This window comes from Actinoplanes sp. NPDC051537 (genome assembly GCF_055586105.1).
Genome location: NZ_JBVJIU010000010.1, coordinates 65749 through 81867, shown reverse-complemented (window position 1 = coordinate 81867; position 16119 = coordinate 65749). Strand labels below are relative to the sequence as shown.

The window sequence follows — 16119 nt, the reverse complement described above, 5'->3', positions numbered from 1 at the left end:
GGGGGCCGTGGCTGGGGATTGGTAAGGCAAGTGAACAATAAACACCCCGGTCGATACCTTGTCAACCGCCAACGATCGCCGAATTGACCTCGTTTGGGCAGCTCAGATGCCTGTTAAGAGTCTTAATACAAGTTTCGGTTAAGAGTGCCTGCGGAGCCCCGTGACGGGGTCTGGCAGACTGGGACGGCACCGCCGGGAGGGCTCGCCTAGTGGCCGATGGCGCCGGTCTTGAAAACCGGTATGGGGAAACTCATCGTGGGTTCGAATCCCACGCCCTCCGCACATTGATGAACAGCGAAAACCGCCGCCGACCTCGATGAACGCAGGTCGGCGGCGGTCATCGCACCTCACCGCTCGGTCTCACTCGGTCTCACTCAGGACCGCTTGATCTCACTCGTCGCGACAAATACGCGACAACGAACGCCGGCCGCCGTCCTTACTCCTCGCCCTGGTCGGGCGGCTCGCCGAGCGCTTCGGCGATGCGGTGGCGGGCCGCCTCGTCCTGCCCCTCGATGCACTTGGCGTAGACCTTGAGCAGCACGTTGACGCTGTGCCCGGCCCACTCGGCTACCTGGGTCGCCGGCACGCCCGCGTTGAGCCACAGGGACACCGCGGCGTGCCGCAGGTCGTACGGTCGGCGGGCGAGCGGTGAGCGCAGCTGCGCGGGCGTGAACGCGATCCCGCGGGCTCGTCGCCAGGTCCGCGAGTAGGTCTCTTTCGACACCGGCCCATTGCCGTAGCCGCGGGTGACGAACAGTCGCCCGTCCGGCGCGTGCCCGTAGGCCGCGATGTGCCAGCGCAGGGCACGCACGAGCATCGGCGCTGCCGGCACCGGTCGAGTCGCCGACTCGGGGCGATGCTTCAAGGCTCGGTCTTCGCGCACAGCACTGCTGTCGTCGCCCCAATCCTGCCCGACATGCTGAGTGGATCCGGTGAGCCGGAGCATGCCCCACCCCTTCTCAGGGAGGTCGCAGTCATCGACGCGCAAATGCAGGGCCTCGGCCGGTCGCAGCGCCGCGAAGTACAGGCACGCGAAGAAGGCGACGAGGTGCGGCGCGATGGTCGCGACAACGGACAGCATCCCGATCGCTTGCTGCGGGTTGATGACCGAGCGGTTGTCCACTTCGTCTTCCGACTTCGGCGTAACCCACTGGACGTGGTCCATCGGGTGTGTCGGCAGTAGGCGCAATTCGACGCCGTAGCGAAGCGCACCGTAGAAAACACCACGCTTGCGGGCGATCGTCGTCGCGGCTGCCGATCGGCCGTCCGTGGTTCGGAGAGCGAGCAAATCGAGCGCTTTTCGGATCAGCGCGGCGTCTTCCAGTTCCGTCAACGGCACGCTGTTGTTTTCCAGCCAGCGCACCGTTTCGGCTATGTCGTCCGGCGGCGGCCCGATCTCCCGCCGCGTCTTGTTGAATGACCACGAGTACAACGCGCGCCGAATTTCGGCGTCCGAGGGCGCGCCGCGGTCGCTAGCGAGCAAGGCAGGGGTGACGTGGGCCAGTGACTCGGCGATGCTCTTGCGGTGCTTTGCTGAGGCGCGCGGCCACTTCATGTCTACGAACGCGATGGCGTGTACGTACCACGAGCGGGTGCTGCGTGCCCGTGCCATCGGTTCGGGCAGACCGGTCGCGACATCGAACGCCACACCTTCCCGCTGGTAGGTCACCAGCTTCGATCGATAGCTTTCCGCGAGTGCTTTGGTTTGGAAGCTTTCGCCGAAGACGTTCTCGGCTACGACCCATCGAACTCGATAGGTGCTGCGCGGCTTGCCGGTCTTCCGATCTTTTCCCTTATGTTCTTGGATTCCCCAGATCTTGACGTCATAGGTGGTGTTCATGCCGCTTGCGGTTCCTCTCGCGCGGACAGCCAGGATTCGAAGTCGGTGCGGCGAATGCGGATCTGCCGGTTGGGCATCTTGTATGTGCGCGGCGCTTGCCCCAGCGCCTTCCAGCGGAAAAAGGTCGAGCGGGGAACGGCCAATTCGGTCAGGAACTCGTCGAGGGTGAGGAAGGTGCGCGTTGCCATGGGTCCGGCCTCCCTGGCGTGGTGATGCGGGGCTCTCAGTGGCTCTGTGCCGGCCTCACGGCCGAGCGGGGGTCTTCCGTGGACGGTGCGGGCAGCGCTTCGCCGGAGAGGCGGAGAACGGCCGGCTGAGAGCAACGCTGAGCCAAGATCTCGGACACCCTGGGGTGTTCCTATGCATCCGTCCTGAATCATGGCGGATTTTTTGTGTTTCAGCCGGTCTGTCATGGTCGGTTACCCGCGGAACTGTCACTCGGGCTGTCACTGTCGTTTCCGCTGGTCAGCGTGGGTTGAGTGACAGCGGTGACAGGAGTGACAGCGGTGACACCGGGTACCCGGTACCGGCCGCCGGGTTCGGCGGTGAGTTGGCCGTCGGCGAGCATCCGCGAGCACGTCTGCCGGACGGTGTCCGCCTTGAGACCGACGCCCTCGGCGATGACCTTCGGGGTGGAGCCGGGCGCGCCGCGCAGCCAGCGCAGGATCGCGGCGCGGGTGTCGCTGAGTTGGTAGTCGCCGGCCGGGCCGTCGAGCATCTGCCACGCGCCCGCGGCGGGGTCGAAGGTCAGTGGGTACTCGGCCTCGTCGACGTCGCGGCCGGTGACGTGCAGAACGCCGTCACCCTGGTTGCGTGCTCGTTTGAGCACGAGGGTCGCGTCGGCCGCGCCGGCGAGCCCGTTGGTGCCGGACACCTCGGCCAGGAAGTCATCGGAGCCGGCCTTACGCACGTGGTGCACCGCGACGACGGCGACGCCGTAATCGTCGGCGACCTTCTTCGCCCGCCCGACCGCGGCGTAGTCGGCGTCGTAGGCGGACGCGCCCGGGGCGGAGTTGCCGCGCAGCTTGGCGAACACGTCGATGATGACCAGCCGCGCGCCGGGGTGCCGATCGAGCCAGGCGGCGATTGCCTGATCTCCGCCTTGCGGCAGTGGCGGGCATTGGGTGGCCAGGGTTAGGCCCGCGGGCGCGGCCCGGTCGCCGAGAACCTTCCGCAGGCGGGTTTGCAGCCGCCGGGCGGTGTCTTCCAGGGCGAGGTAGAGCACCGCGCCGGGCTCGACGTCGATCACGCCGAATGCCCGGTCGCCGCGGGCGACATCCACGCCGAGGCCGAGGGACATCCAGGACTTGCCGACCTTGGGCGGGCCGCAGAGCAGGCTGAACCCTTCGGAGATCACGCCGGGCACCGCCCACCGGGGCGGGGCGAATTCCATCGCCATGATGTCCGCGGCGGTCCATGAGGTGCGCAGCCGGGCGGGCTGGCCGGCCGCGGACAGCACCGCCGCGGCGTCGTCCGGCCCGGCCACCCGCAGCGCGGGCCGCTCGGCCGGGGTCGGGGCGGTCATCACGCCACCTGCCGCGGCCGACGCGCGCCGGCGGCGAGCCCGGATCGGATGGTGGTCTCGGTCTCCCGCTCGCCGAGGCCGAGTCGGGCCGCGGCGTCGGCGAGCACCGCGGTCACGGTCTCTTCGGCGACCGCGTGGCCGGCGACGAGTTGGCCGAGGGTCTGCGCGGCCATGTACAGCGCCCGGTTCCGGCCGCCCTCCCGGGCCTCGCCGAGTTTCTCGAGCGTGCCGGCGATCGCGGCCCGCACGTACGCGCCGCGCCGGTCGGCGGGCAGCTCGACGACAACCGGCGGTCCCGCGGGCCGCAGCGGCGCGGGCTGGAGCCGTTCGGCGAGCCAGCCGGGCAGCAGACCGGCCCGGGTGTCCTGCCGGACCGTGTAGGGGTGCCCGGCGACGATCGAGCCCGCGGCAACGACGTAGCCGCCGTGCCCGCGGGTGTCGATCAGCCAGCCCAACGAGCCGGCGGTGTTACGCAGCTCGACGCCGTCCGGGTGCCGGAAATACAGGTGGAGTCCGCCGCGGCCGGTGGCCACGGCGTAGGTGTCATCGGGCACCGGGTGGCCGAGGTCGGCGCACAGGTCGGTGAACACGCCCCAGCCGTGCAGATAGCCCTCGCGTCCCGCGGGCGCGCTCTGGCCGGTCTTGCGGGCGTCGAAGTCGAGCACCACGAGCCCGGACGGCCCGCACGCGATGCCGACGTTGAACGGGCCGGCCGCCCAACACCGACGGATCCGGTCGGGATCGACGGTGGCGCGCTGCTCCCACCGATCGAGCGCGGGCGGTTTGTCGTCCGGGCGGAGCGGGAACACATGCCAGCCGCGGGCCGCGGCCGACAGCGCGACGGTCAGCATTTCGTTGCCGTGCAAGGAAATCGCCTCCGTTGATAGCGGTGTTGCGCGCTCGGCGCAGGTCTTGTGACAGGGCCGGCCGTTCCCGTCGCGGCAGATCGCCGGCCGGGCGCAGATCCGGCAGGGCAGCGGCGGCCCGGCGGCGTGGTTGCGCCAGTCGAGCCAGCCCGCGGCGCTGGTCATCGGTCGTGGCAGGTCAGGCACTCGCCGAGCGAGCGCGGGATGTAGTAGCCGCGTACCCGGCGGCAGGTCGGGCAGGTGCGCCGGGCGTGGAGCGCGGCCTGGATCGCGCGACGCTGCGCGGGCGTCGGGGTGCGTTTGGGCCGTGCGAGGTCGAGCCGGTACAGGTACGCGGCGCGGACGCCGCCGACGCCGGCCCACAGGATTTGCGCGGCGATCGGTTGCCGGCCGGGGCACAGCCCGGCGGCGCGTAGTTGCCGGCGGGTGGCGTAGCCCGTGGGAGCGCCGCGCCACCAGTAGGTCGGCAGCCCGCCGTACCGAGTGCCCTCGGGATCCCAGAACGCGACTCGGATCCGGGACATCAGGACCGCCCGCCGAAGAATTTGCGGCGCGGGGTGTGGAGCTCCACGCCATCGGCGGGAAATTCTTCGGTTTTTGGCCGGCCGATGCCGCTGGCCGGCGGCGCATAACGTCGCGCGCCGGCGGAACGCGACGCGTCGTTTCCATCTGGATGCGACGCGTCGTTTCGGGCCGCGGACGACGGCTCGGTGGTGTAGGCGGCCCATGCGCGGCTGACCGCTCCGGAGCCGGGGAACAGATCGTCGAGCGTGTCGTTGGTGGCCGCGCCGAGTAGATCGAAAACCCAGCGGCAGAACGCCGCGGGCTTGGCGCCGACTACCCGGCCCGGCAGGGTGGTCATGACGGCGACGCCGTGCACGAGGGAATCGACGCGTCGCGTCCGGAGCGGATGCTCGCAACGCGACGGGTCTGCGGGCCGGCCGCCGTGGAAGATCACCGGTTCCCACGCGTTGAGTGGCCACCGGCTTGGGTTGGGCCGCTCCCCGCGGTGCCACGCGGCCACCCGCACGTCGGGCGGACACAGGGCAAGCACGGCGGGCAGCGCGGCGGCCGAGGTGGACAGCGCCCACCCGTCGTACGACGTGAGGCGATGGATCAGCGCGGCGTGATCGACCTCGCCGGCGTAGTCCGGGTGATCGCGGTAGAGCCACGCCTTGCCCGGATACGGCGGATCGGCGTAGGCCAGGCGCAACGGCCGTCCGGCGGTGTCGGCGACGGGCCGGCCGGCGGCCCGGGTGAACCGGTGGCGGGCCTGCCGGCAGCGCACGGAACAGCAGATCGAGTCGCGCCGTGCCGCGGCCGGGATCGGGTCTCGGCACCACGCGCATAGCCGTCGCGTCTGGTCGACGCGCGACGCGTCGTCTCCGGAGGGGCCGCTGCAGACGCGACGTGTGTCGCCGGACCGCGTCCGGGCCGCGGCGGTCATGCCGACCGCCGATCGAGAGCCGGCCGGTCGGTGCGGCCGCGCAGCACGCCGCGGCGGATCGCGACCGCGGTCAGCAGCTCCCGCATCAGCCGCAACGTCTCGTCGAGTTGCCAGCGGGCACCGGTTTCGGTGTGGTGCAACCGGATCCGGGCGGTCACCTCGATGTACTCGACGTCGCCGGCACGGACGCGGGTGACGACGGCCCGGCCGCCGATGGCATCGGCGATCAGGCCCGGCCCGCGGTGCTCGGCGAGACCGCACCGGTGGTCGCGGGCGCACCACGCGGTGTGCGGCGTGGGCTCGCGGCGAAGCCGTGCCATGGTCCGGCTCATCGGTTGCCGGCCTTGTGCTCGTCGCGCAGGTGCTCGTAAATCCGGCGGCCGACACGCACCCGGCGGCCGGTGCCCTCACACCGCGGGCAGTCGCGGAAGACCTTGCGGGACATGCGGGAGTAGATCCGTCCGTTGTCGCACCGGTGCCGGCGGCAGCGGCCGAACGGGAAGACCGCGCAGTTGATGATGTAGAACGCTGTGTAACCGAGGGTGGCGAGGCTAGCTAGCGCAACCGCGGTGGTCATCGGGACGCCTCCTGAGCCGGTTTGAGGGTGTGCGGGGCCGACGCCGCTAGGTGCTAGGGCGCTGATCAGGGATTTGATGGGTCGCTAGCGGGGCCGCTAGGTCTAGCGGGGGTGGCCGCTAGACCTAGCGGCGAATCTTCGGCTAGGTGTTCTTGCCGCCACCGTTCTCACGGTCACGCTTGGTGATGGCGGTGAGGATGTCGGCGCGGGTGATGCCCTTGCGGTTCGCGCCGCGGTTCGTCGCGGGGTCGGTGCCCCACACCTGCCCGGTGCGCACGCCGTAGGGCTTGAGCGCCGCGGTGAGCTGATCCCGGGTCAGGCCGGCGTAGACGTCGGGCCGCAGCGCGGTCAGCCGCTCGGCGAGCACCTCGGTCCACAGCTTCGGCTCGGCCTCGGCCATCACCGCGACCACGTCTTCAAGGACGGTGTCGCGGCGGACCGCGGCGGTGTCGATGGTGACGCCGGCAGCGTGGCCGGTGATGGTGCCGGCCTTCTCCCGCAGCACCCGCGCCCGCCGCACAATCACCTCAGCGCCGGGGGCATCGACGAAGAACGTCCGGGAGATCACCGGGTCATCACCCTCGCCGGCGAGGTAGCCGATCCCGCGGTCGCGGCGGGAGAACATGGTCGCCTTGATCCCGTTCTTGTGCATCGAGCTACCGAGCACCATGTCGTTCTCGGTGTGGCCCATCACCTTGAGGCAGAACCGCAGCACCGCGTTCGCCGAGATGCCGGTGGGCAGGCTCTTGGCGTCCGGCCGCTGGGTGGCCAGCACGAGGTTGATCCCGGTCGCCGGGCCGCGCTTGACCACGTCGGTGCAGATCTCCTCGAACTCGGCCCCGTACTTCGGGTGCTCGAACCACACCTGACACTCATCCACGCCAGCCACGATCGGGAACAGGCCCAGCTTGCGGTTGTTGGCCAACTCGTCGGTGACCTTGTTCTCGGGGCACAAGTCCCGCGGCAGCTCCCGGATCACCTTCGTACGGCGGCGCATCTCGTCGCGCAGTTCCCGCATCGAGGTCAGCCCGTAGGCGATGTCTTCCTCGTCGTCGCCGGCCCGGTAGCGGTGCGCCACCGGCTCCAACGGCGACAGGTCACCGGTGCCCTTCAGGTCGAACGCCAGCAGCCGCGCCCGCGGGTCAAGACAGGCGATCAGCAGCACCAGCCGCAACGCGAACGTCTTACCCATCCGCGGGATGCTGCCGATGATCATCGAGGCGAACATGAGGGTCAGCGTCACCAGCCGGCCGCGGGGGTCGGTGCCGAACGGTGACGCCTTGAACAGGTTCACCGTTCCGGACTTGGCCAGCGGGAACGCGGCCTGCTTCGCCCGGGACATGTCCTTGTCCGCGACGAACAGCACGAGCCGGCCCGGGTGCACCTCGGCGTTGGCCTCGGGCCACACGCAGCCGAGCGGGCGGGTCAGCGCGGCGGCCAACTCTTCGCGCTTGTCGACCACGCTGGACGCGGTGACCCCGCGGGGTAGCTCCACCTCGGCGCGCCAGCCGATGCCGTTCTCCCGGGCGATCGGCGCGGGGAACCACTTCTTGCCGTTGTCGCCGCGGCGCACCGCCTGGTTGATGCCCGCAATGTTGAGCGCGACCAGGGCGGTGAACACCTCGATCGAGGTCAGCGGCGCGGCGTCGTTGCGCACGACCGCGGTGTCCAACAGCGGCTTATCGGCCGGGGCACCGACCACGCCGAACAGGATCAGCAGCGCGGCCAGGGCGGCGTACTGCGCGGCGTGCGGGGCCAGCATGAGCGCCCCTACGGCCAGCACGAGCGCGACGGTCAGGAACACCGTGACCATGCCCCGCCACCGCACCCGCCGGTCCCGCTTGCTGGCCAGCCGCAGGTACTCCTTGGCCTCGTCCGGCCGGTCGACCGCGGCGCGCACGATCGACTGCCGCACCGGCTCACCTTCCAGGTCCCACAGCCACCGGTTGTAGCCGCCGCAGATCCGGGCGAACCCGCGGGGCGTGCGCCACGCGAGCTTGATCGCGTACTTCGGCGACCGCAGCCCGTGATACGCCAGGGCGTGCAGACCGAACCCGGCCGCCCACGCCAGGTTCCCGCCGAACTCGGCGGACGACTTGAGCCACGACGGCACGATCGGCACCCGGGTAGCGTCGCGGAACCCGGTCAGGGTGAACCGCGGCCGCCGCTGCGCGGCGATCGAGTCCACCAGCACCGGCCCGGCCCCGCCGTCACCGTCGAGGTCCTCGGCGGCCAGGTCGGCGGGCGTGTAGTTGGCGCGCCGCTCGCGGGCGGCGTCCAGGTCCACCACGTCGGCCTCGGCCGCCGCGGGGTCGGCGACGTCGGCCTCGGCGGCGGTCCAGTCGAAGTCTTCCGGCTCGTGGTTAGGGTTGGTGCTCACGAACGGTCCTCCGATCGAGCGAGAGTGGCACCGGCCGCGGCGGCGAGGCCGACGGCGGCCAGGGTGCGAAGTCGAGACGGATCAGCGAGTGCGGCGAACAGGTTCAGCGCGGCGGCGGCCAGCAGGAACCAGCCGGTGAGCCGGCGGATCATCGGGCCACCAGCCCGGATCCGCGGCAGGTGCGGCACCGCACCCAACCGGTGATCTGCAACATGTTGCTGATGGGCCGGCCGTCGCGGCCCGCGAGCACCTCACCCGCGCCGCGGCAGGTCGGGCAGTTGACGTTGCCGCCGCGGGCGGCGAACCGATGCGCGGCCATCACGAGCGCACTTCCACGCTGCCGCTGCCGTCACAGCCATGACACTGATGCGGAATCTGGCGGTTGCCGCCGCATTCGCGGCAGATGTAGACGTTGGTCTTCGCCCCGCGGCACTCGGTGCACTTGGTTCCGGCCCATCTGGTCTCGCCGGAACCTCCGCACATCTCGCAGGCCAGCCGCACGCGGCCGGAGCCTTTGCAGCGGCCGCACTGCCGGTACTGGATGCGGGTACCGCGGCACCCGCGACAGGTGGTTCTCATCAGCGCTTCCCTCCGAGCAGGCCCCGCACGAGCGCCGAAGCGGCGTCCCCGGCGCGGCGAGCGATCACGTTCTCGGTGTAGGTGCCGGCGTCGTACTCCGACCGGCCGCGCAGGTGCCGAGGGGTCTCGACGACCGCGGGCCGGCCGTTCTTGGTGGTCCAGGTGAACTCGCGCTTGGCCATGGCGTTCAGCCCTCCACGACCGGCTCGGCGAGCGCGTCGGCGAGCATCGCTCGATGGGCGGGGAAGATCTCGCCGGCGTACGCTTCGGCGAGGTGGGCGGCGAGATCGGCGTAGCTGTCGGCGCGCACCCACGCGGCGCGGGCGGCGTCGTCGCCGCCCCGCACGGCCGGCAGGTCGGCATGGGTCGGCCAGAGGCCGAGGTCGGCGCGGGCGAGCACGGTGACCATCCACGCCTCATCGCTGCCGCGCGGGTCCGGCACGTAGCGGGGCGGTTCGACCTGCCACCACCCGCCGGTCGGCAGGCTCAGGTGGGTTTCCTCGGCCAGTTCCCGCACGGCGGCCCGGTCCGGGGTCTCGCCCGGCTCGACGTGTCCGCCGGGCAGTGCCCAGCCGTGTCCGTCGTCGCGCTCGACCATCAGGATCCAGCGGTGCCCGGCCAGGTCGTCGGCGGTCACGAGCGCATCGGCGGCTAGGGCCTCGCCCCAGTGGCCCAACTCGTTGCGGCCGTAGCGGATCCCGGTTCGCTCGCACGGGTTGACCGGCCGGCCGTCGACCACCTTGAACGGGATCGCGGCGGCGGCCTGTCGGGCCGGCCAGTCGATGCGGGTGGGGTCGGTCTCGGGGTCGGCCCAGCCCTCGGCGATCCCGCGGCCGAACACGTCGGGGTGGGTGTATTCGCGGCCGGTCATCGGCGGAACGCCTTACGGGTCACGCCGATCGAGCGGCGGTCCTGCCCGGCGGCGTGCGCGGCACGCTGCTGGCGGGAGTCGGCGGCCATGGCGGCGTCGCGGCGCTCGGCGCGGTCGGACTTGCCGATCTCGTTCTTGACCGGGTCTGCCGCGCAGTTCTGGTTGCTTGCCATGATGGGGGTCTCTCCTTGTGGGTCTTGCGGGACCGATGGGGTGGAGACCGACGGCACGGCGCTGCTTTGGTCGGTAGGAGCCGTGCCGTCGGGCAGAACTAGAAAGGGATGGGCCGGCACGTCGTTGCCGGTCGCCAGGGCGTCGAGCGCGTCGGACAGGTGCTCGGCGATGTACTGCCGGTCGTGTTCGTCGTTCAGCGCGGCCTCGGCCCACTCGTGTAGCTCGGCCAGCTCGGTGCGCAGGTTGTGCAGTTCGGCACAGGCTTCGAAGATCTCGGGCTCGGTCATCGGGATCGCTCCTCACGCGGCCAGCAGTGCGGGCGTTTCCGCAGGAACCGGGGCAGATGCTGACGCATCGGCGATGCGGGCGGCGGGGAGGTGACGCCGGGCCGTGGAGACGGAGACGCCGGCCTTCTTGGCGATCTCGGCGACGCTCGCGTCGGGCAGCTTCGCGGCAGCCTTGGCCACCTTGTCGGCCGACGCCGGCCGCGGGGTGACGCGCTTCGCGGGAGACTTCTTGACCGGCACCGGTACAGCGGGAGCGGCCGCGAGCGCGGGCTCGGCGATCGAGGCGACGATGACCGGGTCGGCCTCGGCGGTACCGGCCTCGGCGATTGGCGCGGCGAGAGTGGCTGGCGCGGTGACCGGTGCGGCGTTGGAGTCCGGTGCGCTCAGCGCGCGGATCCGGCCACCGATCTCAACCAGGCTGATCGAGGCGACCACGATCAGACCGTCCACGCTGAACGGCAACAGAAACGGGCTCGCGCCGGTCTCGCCGTAACGGGCCGCGACGCCGGCCATGTGCCAGTACGACACCCACGCGGCGATGCCCGCGATAACCGCGGTAGCGCCGAGCCGGCCGACGGTCATCCAGCCGCGGCGAGTGGGGATACGGGAGATCAGCTCGACGGTCAACAGCAGCGCCAGCGGCGACCACGCCGAAATTGCCTTACTGACCGGGTTATCCGCGGCATGCAGCACGTTGCCGGCCAGGGACGCAGAGATGCCGAGGGCGAACACACCTCGGGTGCCCCACCCGATCCGGCGCAGACGCGTGATGTCCTGGGTCATCACGCCACCGCCCGGCGAACGACGGGACGCGCGGCCAGCTCGGCGGCCACGCGAACGACGCGGGCCTCAGCCCGGCGCAGACGCCGCCAATCCAGCGGCGACGGGCCGCCGCACTCGGTGGCGCAGAGGTAGGTGATCTCGGCGTCCAACACGGCCAACTCCGCCTCGATCAGCGGCCACTCGGCCTCGATCGCGGACAGGTCTGCCGGCGACGGGCCGTCGGTGACGGGGCGACGCTTCCTCACGGGATGTCCTCCAAAGAAGTGGGTCGACGCAGCTCGTCGAGAATCTGCCTCGCTTGCCTAGGCATCCTGCCGACGCCTTGAAGGTAGACCAGCTTGCCTAGACAAGTCAATGTTCAGCCGACAGCTTTTCTCGCTTGTCTAGGCAGGATGTAAGGTCGGACGCGTGACCTCGAACTCGGACTTCCTCGGTGAGCTAGATCCCGACGACCCACGTCAGGCGTCGCAGCAGATCGCAAACGTGCTGCGAGCGGCCATCCTGACCAGAAAGCTCGCGCCGGGTGACAAGCTGCCTGCGCAGCAGGACATGGCGAGTCGGTACGGCGTTGCCAGGGAAACGATCCGGCGGGCGCTTGAAATTCTGCGCAACGAGCGGCTGATCGTCACCCGACAGGGAAGTGGCGCTTACGTCCGCGCGCAGACTCAGCGCCCAGTTGAGCTACGCCCGCTGATCGAGGCGGCATTCGAGCACCCGCATGTGACCATCGACTTTGCCGGATTCGCTGGCGAGACCCTGCGGGACGCCATCGCCGAAGCCCTAGACCTAGTCCGGGCCGGCCGCATGGCACCCGAGACGATCGCCGTCCGTCTGCTGATCTCGGACATGTCGGTGCCCATGGCGCTGCCCGCGCTGGCAGCAACCGGCGGCGACGACGCTGCTGTACGAAAGCGGCAAGAACGGATCACGCGCCGATCGACTGATGGGATCATCGACCAGGTGGAGGAGCTGGGAGACCTCGGTCTCGTGAAGTCAGCGACGGTGGAGGCGCGGATGCACAGCATCGCCCCAACCTTCAAGCTCTACCTGCTGAACGGCCGAGAGGCGTTCTTCGGGTATTACTCCGTGGTCAAACGTGAGGTCACCATCGGCGGCAATCCGGTCGAGATCTTCGACCCGATGGGCAAGGACGTGACCTTGTTCCATTACGCCGCGGACGATGACGAAGGATCGCACGGCACACAGTTCGTCGAGTCCTCCAAGGTCTGGTTCGACGCCGTGTGGAATAGCGTCGCTCGGGAGTATCGCCCGTGAGCAGGGCGGACCTTGCCAGGCTCATCAAGGCTGGGCCGCTTCTGATGGACTTCGACGGCCCCATCTGTTCTGTCTTTGCGGGTTACCCAGCACCTCGGGTGGCGGCGAAACTCGTCACGGTCCTGGCGGGGCTCGACGTAACGGTGCCCGTCGCGGTCCGGGGCGAGCCGGACCCGATGGAGGTTCTGCGGTGGGCGGGCGAACAGTGCTCGGCGAAGGTGATCACCGCTGTTGAGGATGCGCTCTGCGAGTCGGAGTTAAGCGCCGTTGAGGTCGCGGCGGCCACCCCGTTCGGACACGAGTTGATCGTCAACGCGCACGCGCGCGGCCTGCCGGTCGCGGTCGTCAGCAACAACTCGGCACCGGCCGTCGAGGCGTATCTGGCCGCCCACGGCCTCCTGCCGTTGGTCGCGCCGATCGTCGGCAGGGCGTACGCCGATCCGGCGAGGATGAAGCCTCACCCCGGACCAATCCTGGAAGCCGTGCAGTCCCTCGGCGCTTCGCATGCAAACTGCACATTGGTCGGCGACTCGATCACGGACATCGAGGCTGCCCGAGCGGCGGGCGTTCACGTGGTCGGCTACGCAAACCGACCATGGAAAGTCAATGCTTTTTCCGGCGCTGACGCCGTGGTCACCTCGATGCAAGATCTTGCTGAGAGCGTGTCGTAGTAACCGCGCCGACGTCACCCCTGTCACCGGTGTCACTACTGTCACCCGACAGGCGTTGACCTGCTGAAATGTAGGTGACAGCTCCGCCTTCGCCTGTCACTCGGATCTAATAGATGTCCGCCTAGGCTGCCCTTATGGCTGGGTTGGTGGGGGGCGGACCGGGCGTATGGGGCCGACGTCACCGCCGACGCCGCTGTCACCCGATCCTGCTGAGCTGGACAAACGAGAGTGACAGTGCGATCCCTCGCGTCTCTTGCCGCGAATTCGTGCGTGGCCCTTCTAGCGACCCGGGCCGTGCGTCGAGGACCAGGGGACGGGCTGGCTGCCGAACCAACCGATTGGTGGGAGTTGGCCCGTCGATACGTCGCAGTCGTATCGGATGAAGTGAAGGATTAACAGATTTAGGTAGTAGCGGGAAAGGTACCATGAGTCGAGCATGAGGCCCGGAATATGGTACACCTCGTCTCGTGGCGACTTAGGATGTACCAGCCGGTTGCGTACCTGCACGAGTGCGGCCGGCCCGTCGAGTTTCTTTCCATCATCGCTTGCGAATTTCACCAACGCGGGCAGGTCAGCTATATCGAGGCTTGTCGGTATTGAGGCCAGACTCAGGATTTCGCGGACCCTTTTCGCACCTGGCCACTTATTCCGATTTTCGAACTCCGACTTGGACACCCTTTTTCCGAGAACAAGGATGATCCACGCTAAATTCTCAAGCGCCGCAAAGGCAACTGCGATGCGCTGTTCAAGGAATCCAGCCTGCGCAGATTGCACTGCGGACGCCATTTGAAATCGGAGAGAGCCGTTACGACCCTCTGCGCCGAGGGCACTCAACGCCAGCTCAAGGTAGCGAGTGACGTCATTGATAGAGTGGTAGAAGAGCAGCGTCTGGCCGACTCTCTTTGCGGGATCGCATAGTGGGGAAGACCAGGATTCCCAAACAATCTCGCCTGACTTGGAATATCCCACCGGAAGCGTCGCGGAAACCCAGCGGCCCAGCGCGAACGACAAGGCAACCCTAAGATTCTCAAGAAGGTGCGTGACGGCATCAACCGAGAACCCCTGACCGTCAGCCCTTCTCACCTCCATGATATGCGTAATAGCATATACGTGAGACGAGTGCGTGTCGTCTAGAACCGAGGAGAGATCACGGCGCCCGTCCATCGTGATCATCCAGCCTTCGTGCGCGAGCACCGCTCGACCAGCCCATGTTCGACGATCCTCGGTAAGCGGCATGTCGCGTGTGATATCTGGAAGGTTAAGCCAGTGCACTATCACGCGATCCAGCTCTTGGTCTTTGGTGTACTCGGCGTGATTTATCCAACCACTAACGAAATCCCGTCGCGCGGCTTCGATCTTCCACCTATGGCCGCCCCTCTGGACAGAAATTTCGCACGGCCCAACCTTATGGATTAGATCGGTGGCGGCGTTGACTTGCCACCGTAGTGACGGCCCCGCGCCAAAGTCGAGGTGAATCGAACCTTCCAGGTCGCCACTTGCCAGACCGCTGATCGGACCTTCATAGAGCGGGATTGAAGCTCCGGGATCGGTGAAGCCGTAAACGCCTTTAAGGGGCTTCTGCGGCTCAAGGTGTCGTGGTTGCCCATCCATGGCGGCCTCCTCGGGAGTATGCCGCCCATCACGCCGGGGCAGCCGGCCAGGATACAAGCCGAGCAACGCCAGATGCAATCCCGCCAGGGCCGCAGCAAGCCTCCGCGCGGCTGAATCACCTGTGAGGGCTGACGAGGATCCGGCGACGGTTTACACAGCCAGGTGTTTCAGGAGGTCAGAACCTTGCTGCTCCTCACCCGTTGCCGAGTTCGACCAGCTCGGCCGCGATCGGTTTCTTGCCGACAACGGCTTCGGCAACGCGCGAACCTACTTTCTGGAACTGAACGGCACTCGCTACGACTCCAAGGCCATCGTTGGCTACGCCCATGGCACTCGGACCGGCGACTATCTTCGATCCGGTGACTTCACCGGTGGCGAAGCGACGGTGGTACGACGCCTACAGGCTCTCGGCTTCGTTGTCCGTGCACACCGCAACCCGCCGTGGACCCGAGATGAGGTTGTGCTCGCTTGTGAACTCGTCCGCGAAAACGGCTGGCGATGGCTCGACACGGAGGACGACCGGGTTGGCAAGCTGTCGGAGTTGCTCCAGTTCAACTCGGCCCACTCCGTCGAGACACGCGGCGCTGACTTCCGCAACCGCAACGGCGTCGCCCGCAAGACGGCCGACATCGCTACCCAGCATCCGGAGTACGCGGGCAAACCGACGAAGGGGGGCCAGCACGACCGGGCAGTCGTCGAGGCGTTCCTCGCGCGGCCGGCGGAGATGGCGGCCGAGGCGGCCGCGATCCGCGCTGCAATCCTCGTAGAAGCTAACGATCCCGTCAGCGTCGCAGATCTCGATCTCGATGGCGTCAGCGCTGACGAGGGTGCCGTGCTCGAACGACGCCACCTACGGCGTGAGCGCGACCCACGATTGCGGCGTAAGGTCATCGACGCCTACAAGCGTCGGCACAAGCTAGTCAATTGCGAGGCGTGCGGATTCGATTTCGGGCAGGTTTACGGCACCCGGGGGGCGGACTACATCGAGGTCCACCACCGGACACCGCTCCACGTCAGCGGCCCCGTGACGACGCGGCCGGACGATCTTGTCCTCCTTTGCTCGAACTGTCATCGGATGATCCATCGAACGTCCCCTTGGCTCACCTTCGATGATCTTGTGGCGCTTCTGGCCTCGAACGCAGCTCGGTAAGCCGCGAGCGGCCTAGGCTCGAACGCTGAGGTCGGCTGGCATGCTGAAACATAGGGGCGTGACGCCCGCGCGACAACAGCGAG

20 protein-coding genes and 1 tRNA gene are annotated in these 16119 nt (G+C 68.6%); 4 read left to right on the top strand and 17 right to left on the bottom strand.

The window, feature by feature from the left end; translation table 11 throughout:
- Positions 1–195 precede the first annotated feature (195 nt).
- Positions 196–280, top strand: a tRNA-Ser gene (locus tag ACZ6TB_RS24770).
- Positions 281–436: 156 nt separating this feature from the next.
- Here the strand turns inward: ACZ6TB_RS24770 and ACZ6TB_RS24765 are convergent.
- The 16 genes from ACZ6TB_RS24765 to ACZ6TB_RS24690 form a co-directional block, all read right to left on the bottom strand.
- Entirely contained in the window at positions 437–1840 is a 1404-nt protein-coding gene (locus ACZ6TB_RS24765; RefSeq protein ID WP_465557427.1) for a tyrosine-type recombinase/integrase, read from the bottom strand.
- The gene (locus ACZ6TB_RS24760) at positions 1837–2028 is read right to left on the bottom strand and encodes a helix-turn-helix transcriptional regulator (protein WP_465557425.1); all 192 of its coding nucleotides are present in this window, start codon (positions 2026–2028) and stop codon (positions 1837–1839) included. The genes ACZ6TB_RS24765 and ACZ6TB_RS24760 overlap by 4 nt, the downstream gene beginning before the upstream one ends.
- A gap of 221 nt (positions 2029–2249) precedes the next feature.
- Positions 2250–3365: an AAA family ATPase gene (locus ACZ6TB_RS24755; RefSeq protein ID WP_465557423.1), complete on the bottom strand. Its 1116-nt coding sequence runs from the start codon at positions 3363–3365 to the stop codon at positions 2250–2252.
- Entirely contained in the window at positions 3365–4396 is a 1032-nt protein-coding gene (locus ACZ6TB_RS24750) for a bifunctional DNA primase/polymerase (protein ID WP_465557421.1), read from the bottom strand. The genes ACZ6TB_RS24755 and ACZ6TB_RS24750 overlap by 1 nt, the downstream gene beginning before the upstream one ends.
- Complete coding sequence (locus ACZ6TB_RS24745; RefSeq protein ID WP_465557419.1) at positions 4393–4755, bottom strand: RRQRL motif-containing zinc-binding protein; 363 nt, start codon at positions 4753–4755, stop codon at positions 4393–4395. Before ACZ6TB_RS24745 ends, ACZ6TB_RS24750 begins: the two co-directional genes overlap by 4 nt.
- Positions 4755–5678, bottom strand: a complete 924-nt coding sequence (locus ACZ6TB_RS24740) for a hypothetical protein (protein WP_465557417.1) — start codon at positions 5676–5678, stop codon at positions 4755–4757. Before ACZ6TB_RS24740 ends, ACZ6TB_RS24745 begins: the two co-directional genes overlap by 1 nt.
- Positions 5675–5998 (bottom strand): hypothetical protein, encoded by a 324-nt coding sequence (locus ACZ6TB_RS24735; RefSeq protein WP_465557415.1) that lies wholly within the window; start codon positions 5996–5998, stop codon positions 5675–5677. The genes ACZ6TB_RS24740 and ACZ6TB_RS24735 overlap by 4 nt, the downstream gene beginning before the upstream one ends.
- A gap of 8 nt (positions 5999–6006) precedes the next feature.
- A complete protein-coding gene (locus tag ACZ6TB_RS24730; protein WP_465557413.1) occupies positions 6007–6255 on the bottom strand; it encodes a hypothetical protein in 249 nt (82 codons plus the stop codon).
- A 142-nt stretch (positions 6256–6397) separates the two neighbouring features.
- On the bottom strand, positions 6398–8635 hold the full coding sequence (locus tag ACZ6TB_RS24725; protein WP_465557411.1) for a P-loop NTPase family protein: 2238 nt from the start codon (positions 8633–8635) through the stop codon (positions 6398–6400).
- Positions 8632–8787 carry a hypothetical protein gene (locus tag ACZ6TB_RS24720; protein ID WP_465557410.1) on the bottom strand — a complete coding sequence of 52 codons (156 nt, stop codon included), beginning with the start codon at positions 8785–8787 and terminating at the stop codon, positions 8632–8634. The genes ACZ6TB_RS24725 and ACZ6TB_RS24720 overlap by 4 nt, the downstream gene beginning before the upstream one ends.
- On the bottom strand, positions 8784–8957 hold the full coding sequence (locus tag ACZ6TB_RS24715) for a hypothetical protein (RefSeq protein ID WP_465557408.1): 174 nt from the start codon (positions 8955–8957) through the stop codon (positions 8784–8786). The genes ACZ6TB_RS24720 and ACZ6TB_RS24715 overlap by 4 nt, the downstream gene beginning before the upstream one ends.
- 256 nt (positions 8958–9213) lie before the next feature.
- Positions 9214–9396, bottom strand: a complete 183-nt coding sequence (locus tag ACZ6TB_RS24710; RefSeq protein ID WP_465557406.1) for a hypothetical protein — start codon at positions 9394–9396, stop codon at positions 9214–9216.
- A 5-nt stretch (positions 9397–9401) separates the two neighbouring features.
- Positions 9402–10085: an NUDIX domain-containing protein gene (locus tag ACZ6TB_RS24705; RefSeq protein WP_465557404.1), complete on the bottom strand. Its 684-nt coding sequence runs from the start codon at positions 10083–10085 to the stop codon at positions 9402–9404.
- Positions 10082–10546, bottom strand: a complete 465-nt coding sequence (locus ACZ6TB_RS24700) for a hypothetical protein (RefSeq protein WP_465557402.1) — start codon at positions 10544–10546, stop codon at positions 10082–10084. Before ACZ6TB_RS24700 ends, ACZ6TB_RS24705 begins: the two co-directional genes overlap by 4 nt.
- 12 nt (positions 10547–10558) lie before the next feature.
- A complete protein-coding gene (locus ACZ6TB_RS24695) occupies positions 10559–11329 on the bottom strand; it encodes a DUF2637 domain-containing protein (RefSeq protein ID WP_465557400.1) in 771 nt (256 codons plus the stop codon).
- Positions 11329–11574 carry a DUF6284 family protein gene (locus ACZ6TB_RS24690; protein ID WP_465557398.1) on the bottom strand — a complete coding sequence of 82 codons (246 nt, stop codon included), beginning with the start codon at positions 11572–11574 and terminating at the stop codon, positions 11329–11331. Before ACZ6TB_RS24690 ends, ACZ6TB_RS24695 begins: the two co-directional genes overlap by 1 nt.
- A gap of 163 nt (positions 11575–11737) precedes the next feature.
- On the opposite strand from ACZ6TB_RS24690, the gene ACZ6TB_RS24685 reads away from it, so the two are divergent.
- Complete coding sequence (locus tag ACZ6TB_RS24685; protein ID WP_465557396.1) at positions 11738–12604, top strand: winged helix-turn-helix domain-containing protein; 867 nt, start codon at positions 11738–11740, stop codon at positions 12602–12604.
- Positions 12605–12648: 44 nt separating this feature from the next.
- Complete coding sequence (locus ACZ6TB_RS24680; RefSeq protein WP_465557950.1) at positions 12649–13275, top strand: HAD family hydrolase; 627 nt, start codon at positions 12649–12651, stop codon at positions 13273–13275.
- A gap of 279 nt (positions 13276–13554) precedes the next feature.
- On the opposite strand, the gene ACZ6TB_RS24675 is transcribed toward ACZ6TB_RS24680, so the two are convergent.
- The gene (locus ACZ6TB_RS24675; protein WP_465557394.1) at positions 13555–14886 is read right to left on the bottom strand and encodes a hypothetical protein; all 1332 of its coding nucleotides are present in this window, start codon (positions 14884–14886) and stop codon (positions 13555–13557) included.
- Between the two features lie 121 nt (positions 14887–15007).
- On the opposite strand from ACZ6TB_RS24675, the gene ACZ6TB_RS24670 reads away from it, so the two are divergent.
- Positions 15008–16036 carry an HNH endonuclease gene (locus ACZ6TB_RS24670; RefSeq protein WP_465557392.1) on the top strand — a complete coding sequence of 343 codons (1029 nt, stop codon included), beginning with the start codon at positions 15008–15010 and terminating at the stop codon, positions 16034–16036.
- Positions 16037–16119: the final 83 nt, after the last annotated feature.

Bases quoted from the DNA above. Each gene is read 5' to 3' on its own strand.
- ACZ6TB_RS24750 (WP_465557421.1), bottom strand. From the start codon at position 4,396: ATGACCAGCGCCGCGGGCTGGCTCGACTGGCGCAACCACGCCGCCGGG.
- ACZ6TB_RS24760 (WP_465557425.1), bottom strand. From the start codon at position 2,028: ATGGCAACGCGCACCTTCCTCACCCTCGACGAGTTCCTGACCGAATTG.
- ACZ6TB_RS24675 (WP_465557394.1), bottom strand. From the start codon at position 14,886: ATGGATGGGCAACCACGACACCTTGAGCCGCAGAAGCCCCTTAAAGGC.
- ACZ6TB_RS24700 (WP_465557402.1), bottom strand. From the start codon at position 10,546: ATGACCGAGCCCGAGATCTTCGAAGCCTGTGCCGAACTGCACAACCTG.
- ACZ6TB_RS24710 (WP_465557406.1), bottom strand. From the start codon at position 9,396: ATGGCCAAGCGCGAGTTCACCTGGACCACCAAGAACGGCCGGCCCGCG.
- ACZ6TB_RS24720 (WP_465557410.1), bottom strand. From the start codon at position 8,787: ATGATCCGCCGGCTCACCGGCTGGTTCCTGCTGGCCGCCGCCGCGCTG.
- ACZ6TB_RS24765 (WP_465557427.1), bottom strand. From the start codon at position 1,840: ATGAACACCACCTATGACGTCAAGATCTGGGGAATCCAAGAACATAAG.
- ACZ6TB_RS24695 (WP_465557400.1), bottom strand. From the start codon at position 11,329: ATGACCCAGGACATCACGCGTCTGCGCCGGATCGGGTGGGGCACCCGA.
- ACZ6TB_RS24680 (WP_465557950.1), top strand. From the start codon at position 12,649: ATGGACTTCGACGGCCCCATCTGTTCTGTCTTTGCGGGTTACCCAGCA.
- ACZ6TB_RS24730 (WP_465557413.1), bottom strand. From the start codon at position 6,255: ATGACCACCGCGGTTGCGCTAGCTAGCCTCGCCACCCTCGGTTACACA.
- ACZ6TB_RS24705 (WP_465557404.1), bottom strand. From the start codon at position 10,085: ATGACCGGCCGCGAATACACCCACCCCGACGTGTTCGGCCGCGGGATC.
- ACZ6TB_RS24735 (WP_465557415.1), bottom strand. From the start codon at position 5,998: ATGGCACGGCTTCGCCGCGAGCCCACGCCGCACACCGCGTGGTGCGCC.
- ACZ6TB_RS24740 (WP_465557417.1), bottom strand. From the start codon at position 5,678: ATGACCGCCGCGGCCCGGACGCGGTCCGGCGACACACGTCGCGTCTGC.
- ACZ6TB_RS24745 (WP_465557419.1), bottom strand. From the start codon at position 4,755: ATGTCCCGGATCCGAGTCGCGTTCTGGGATCCCGAGGGCACTCGGTAC.
- ACZ6TB_RS24755 (WP_465557423.1), bottom strand. From the start codon at position 3,365: ATGACCGCCCCGACCCCGGCCGAGCGGCCCGCGCTGCGGGTGGCCGGG.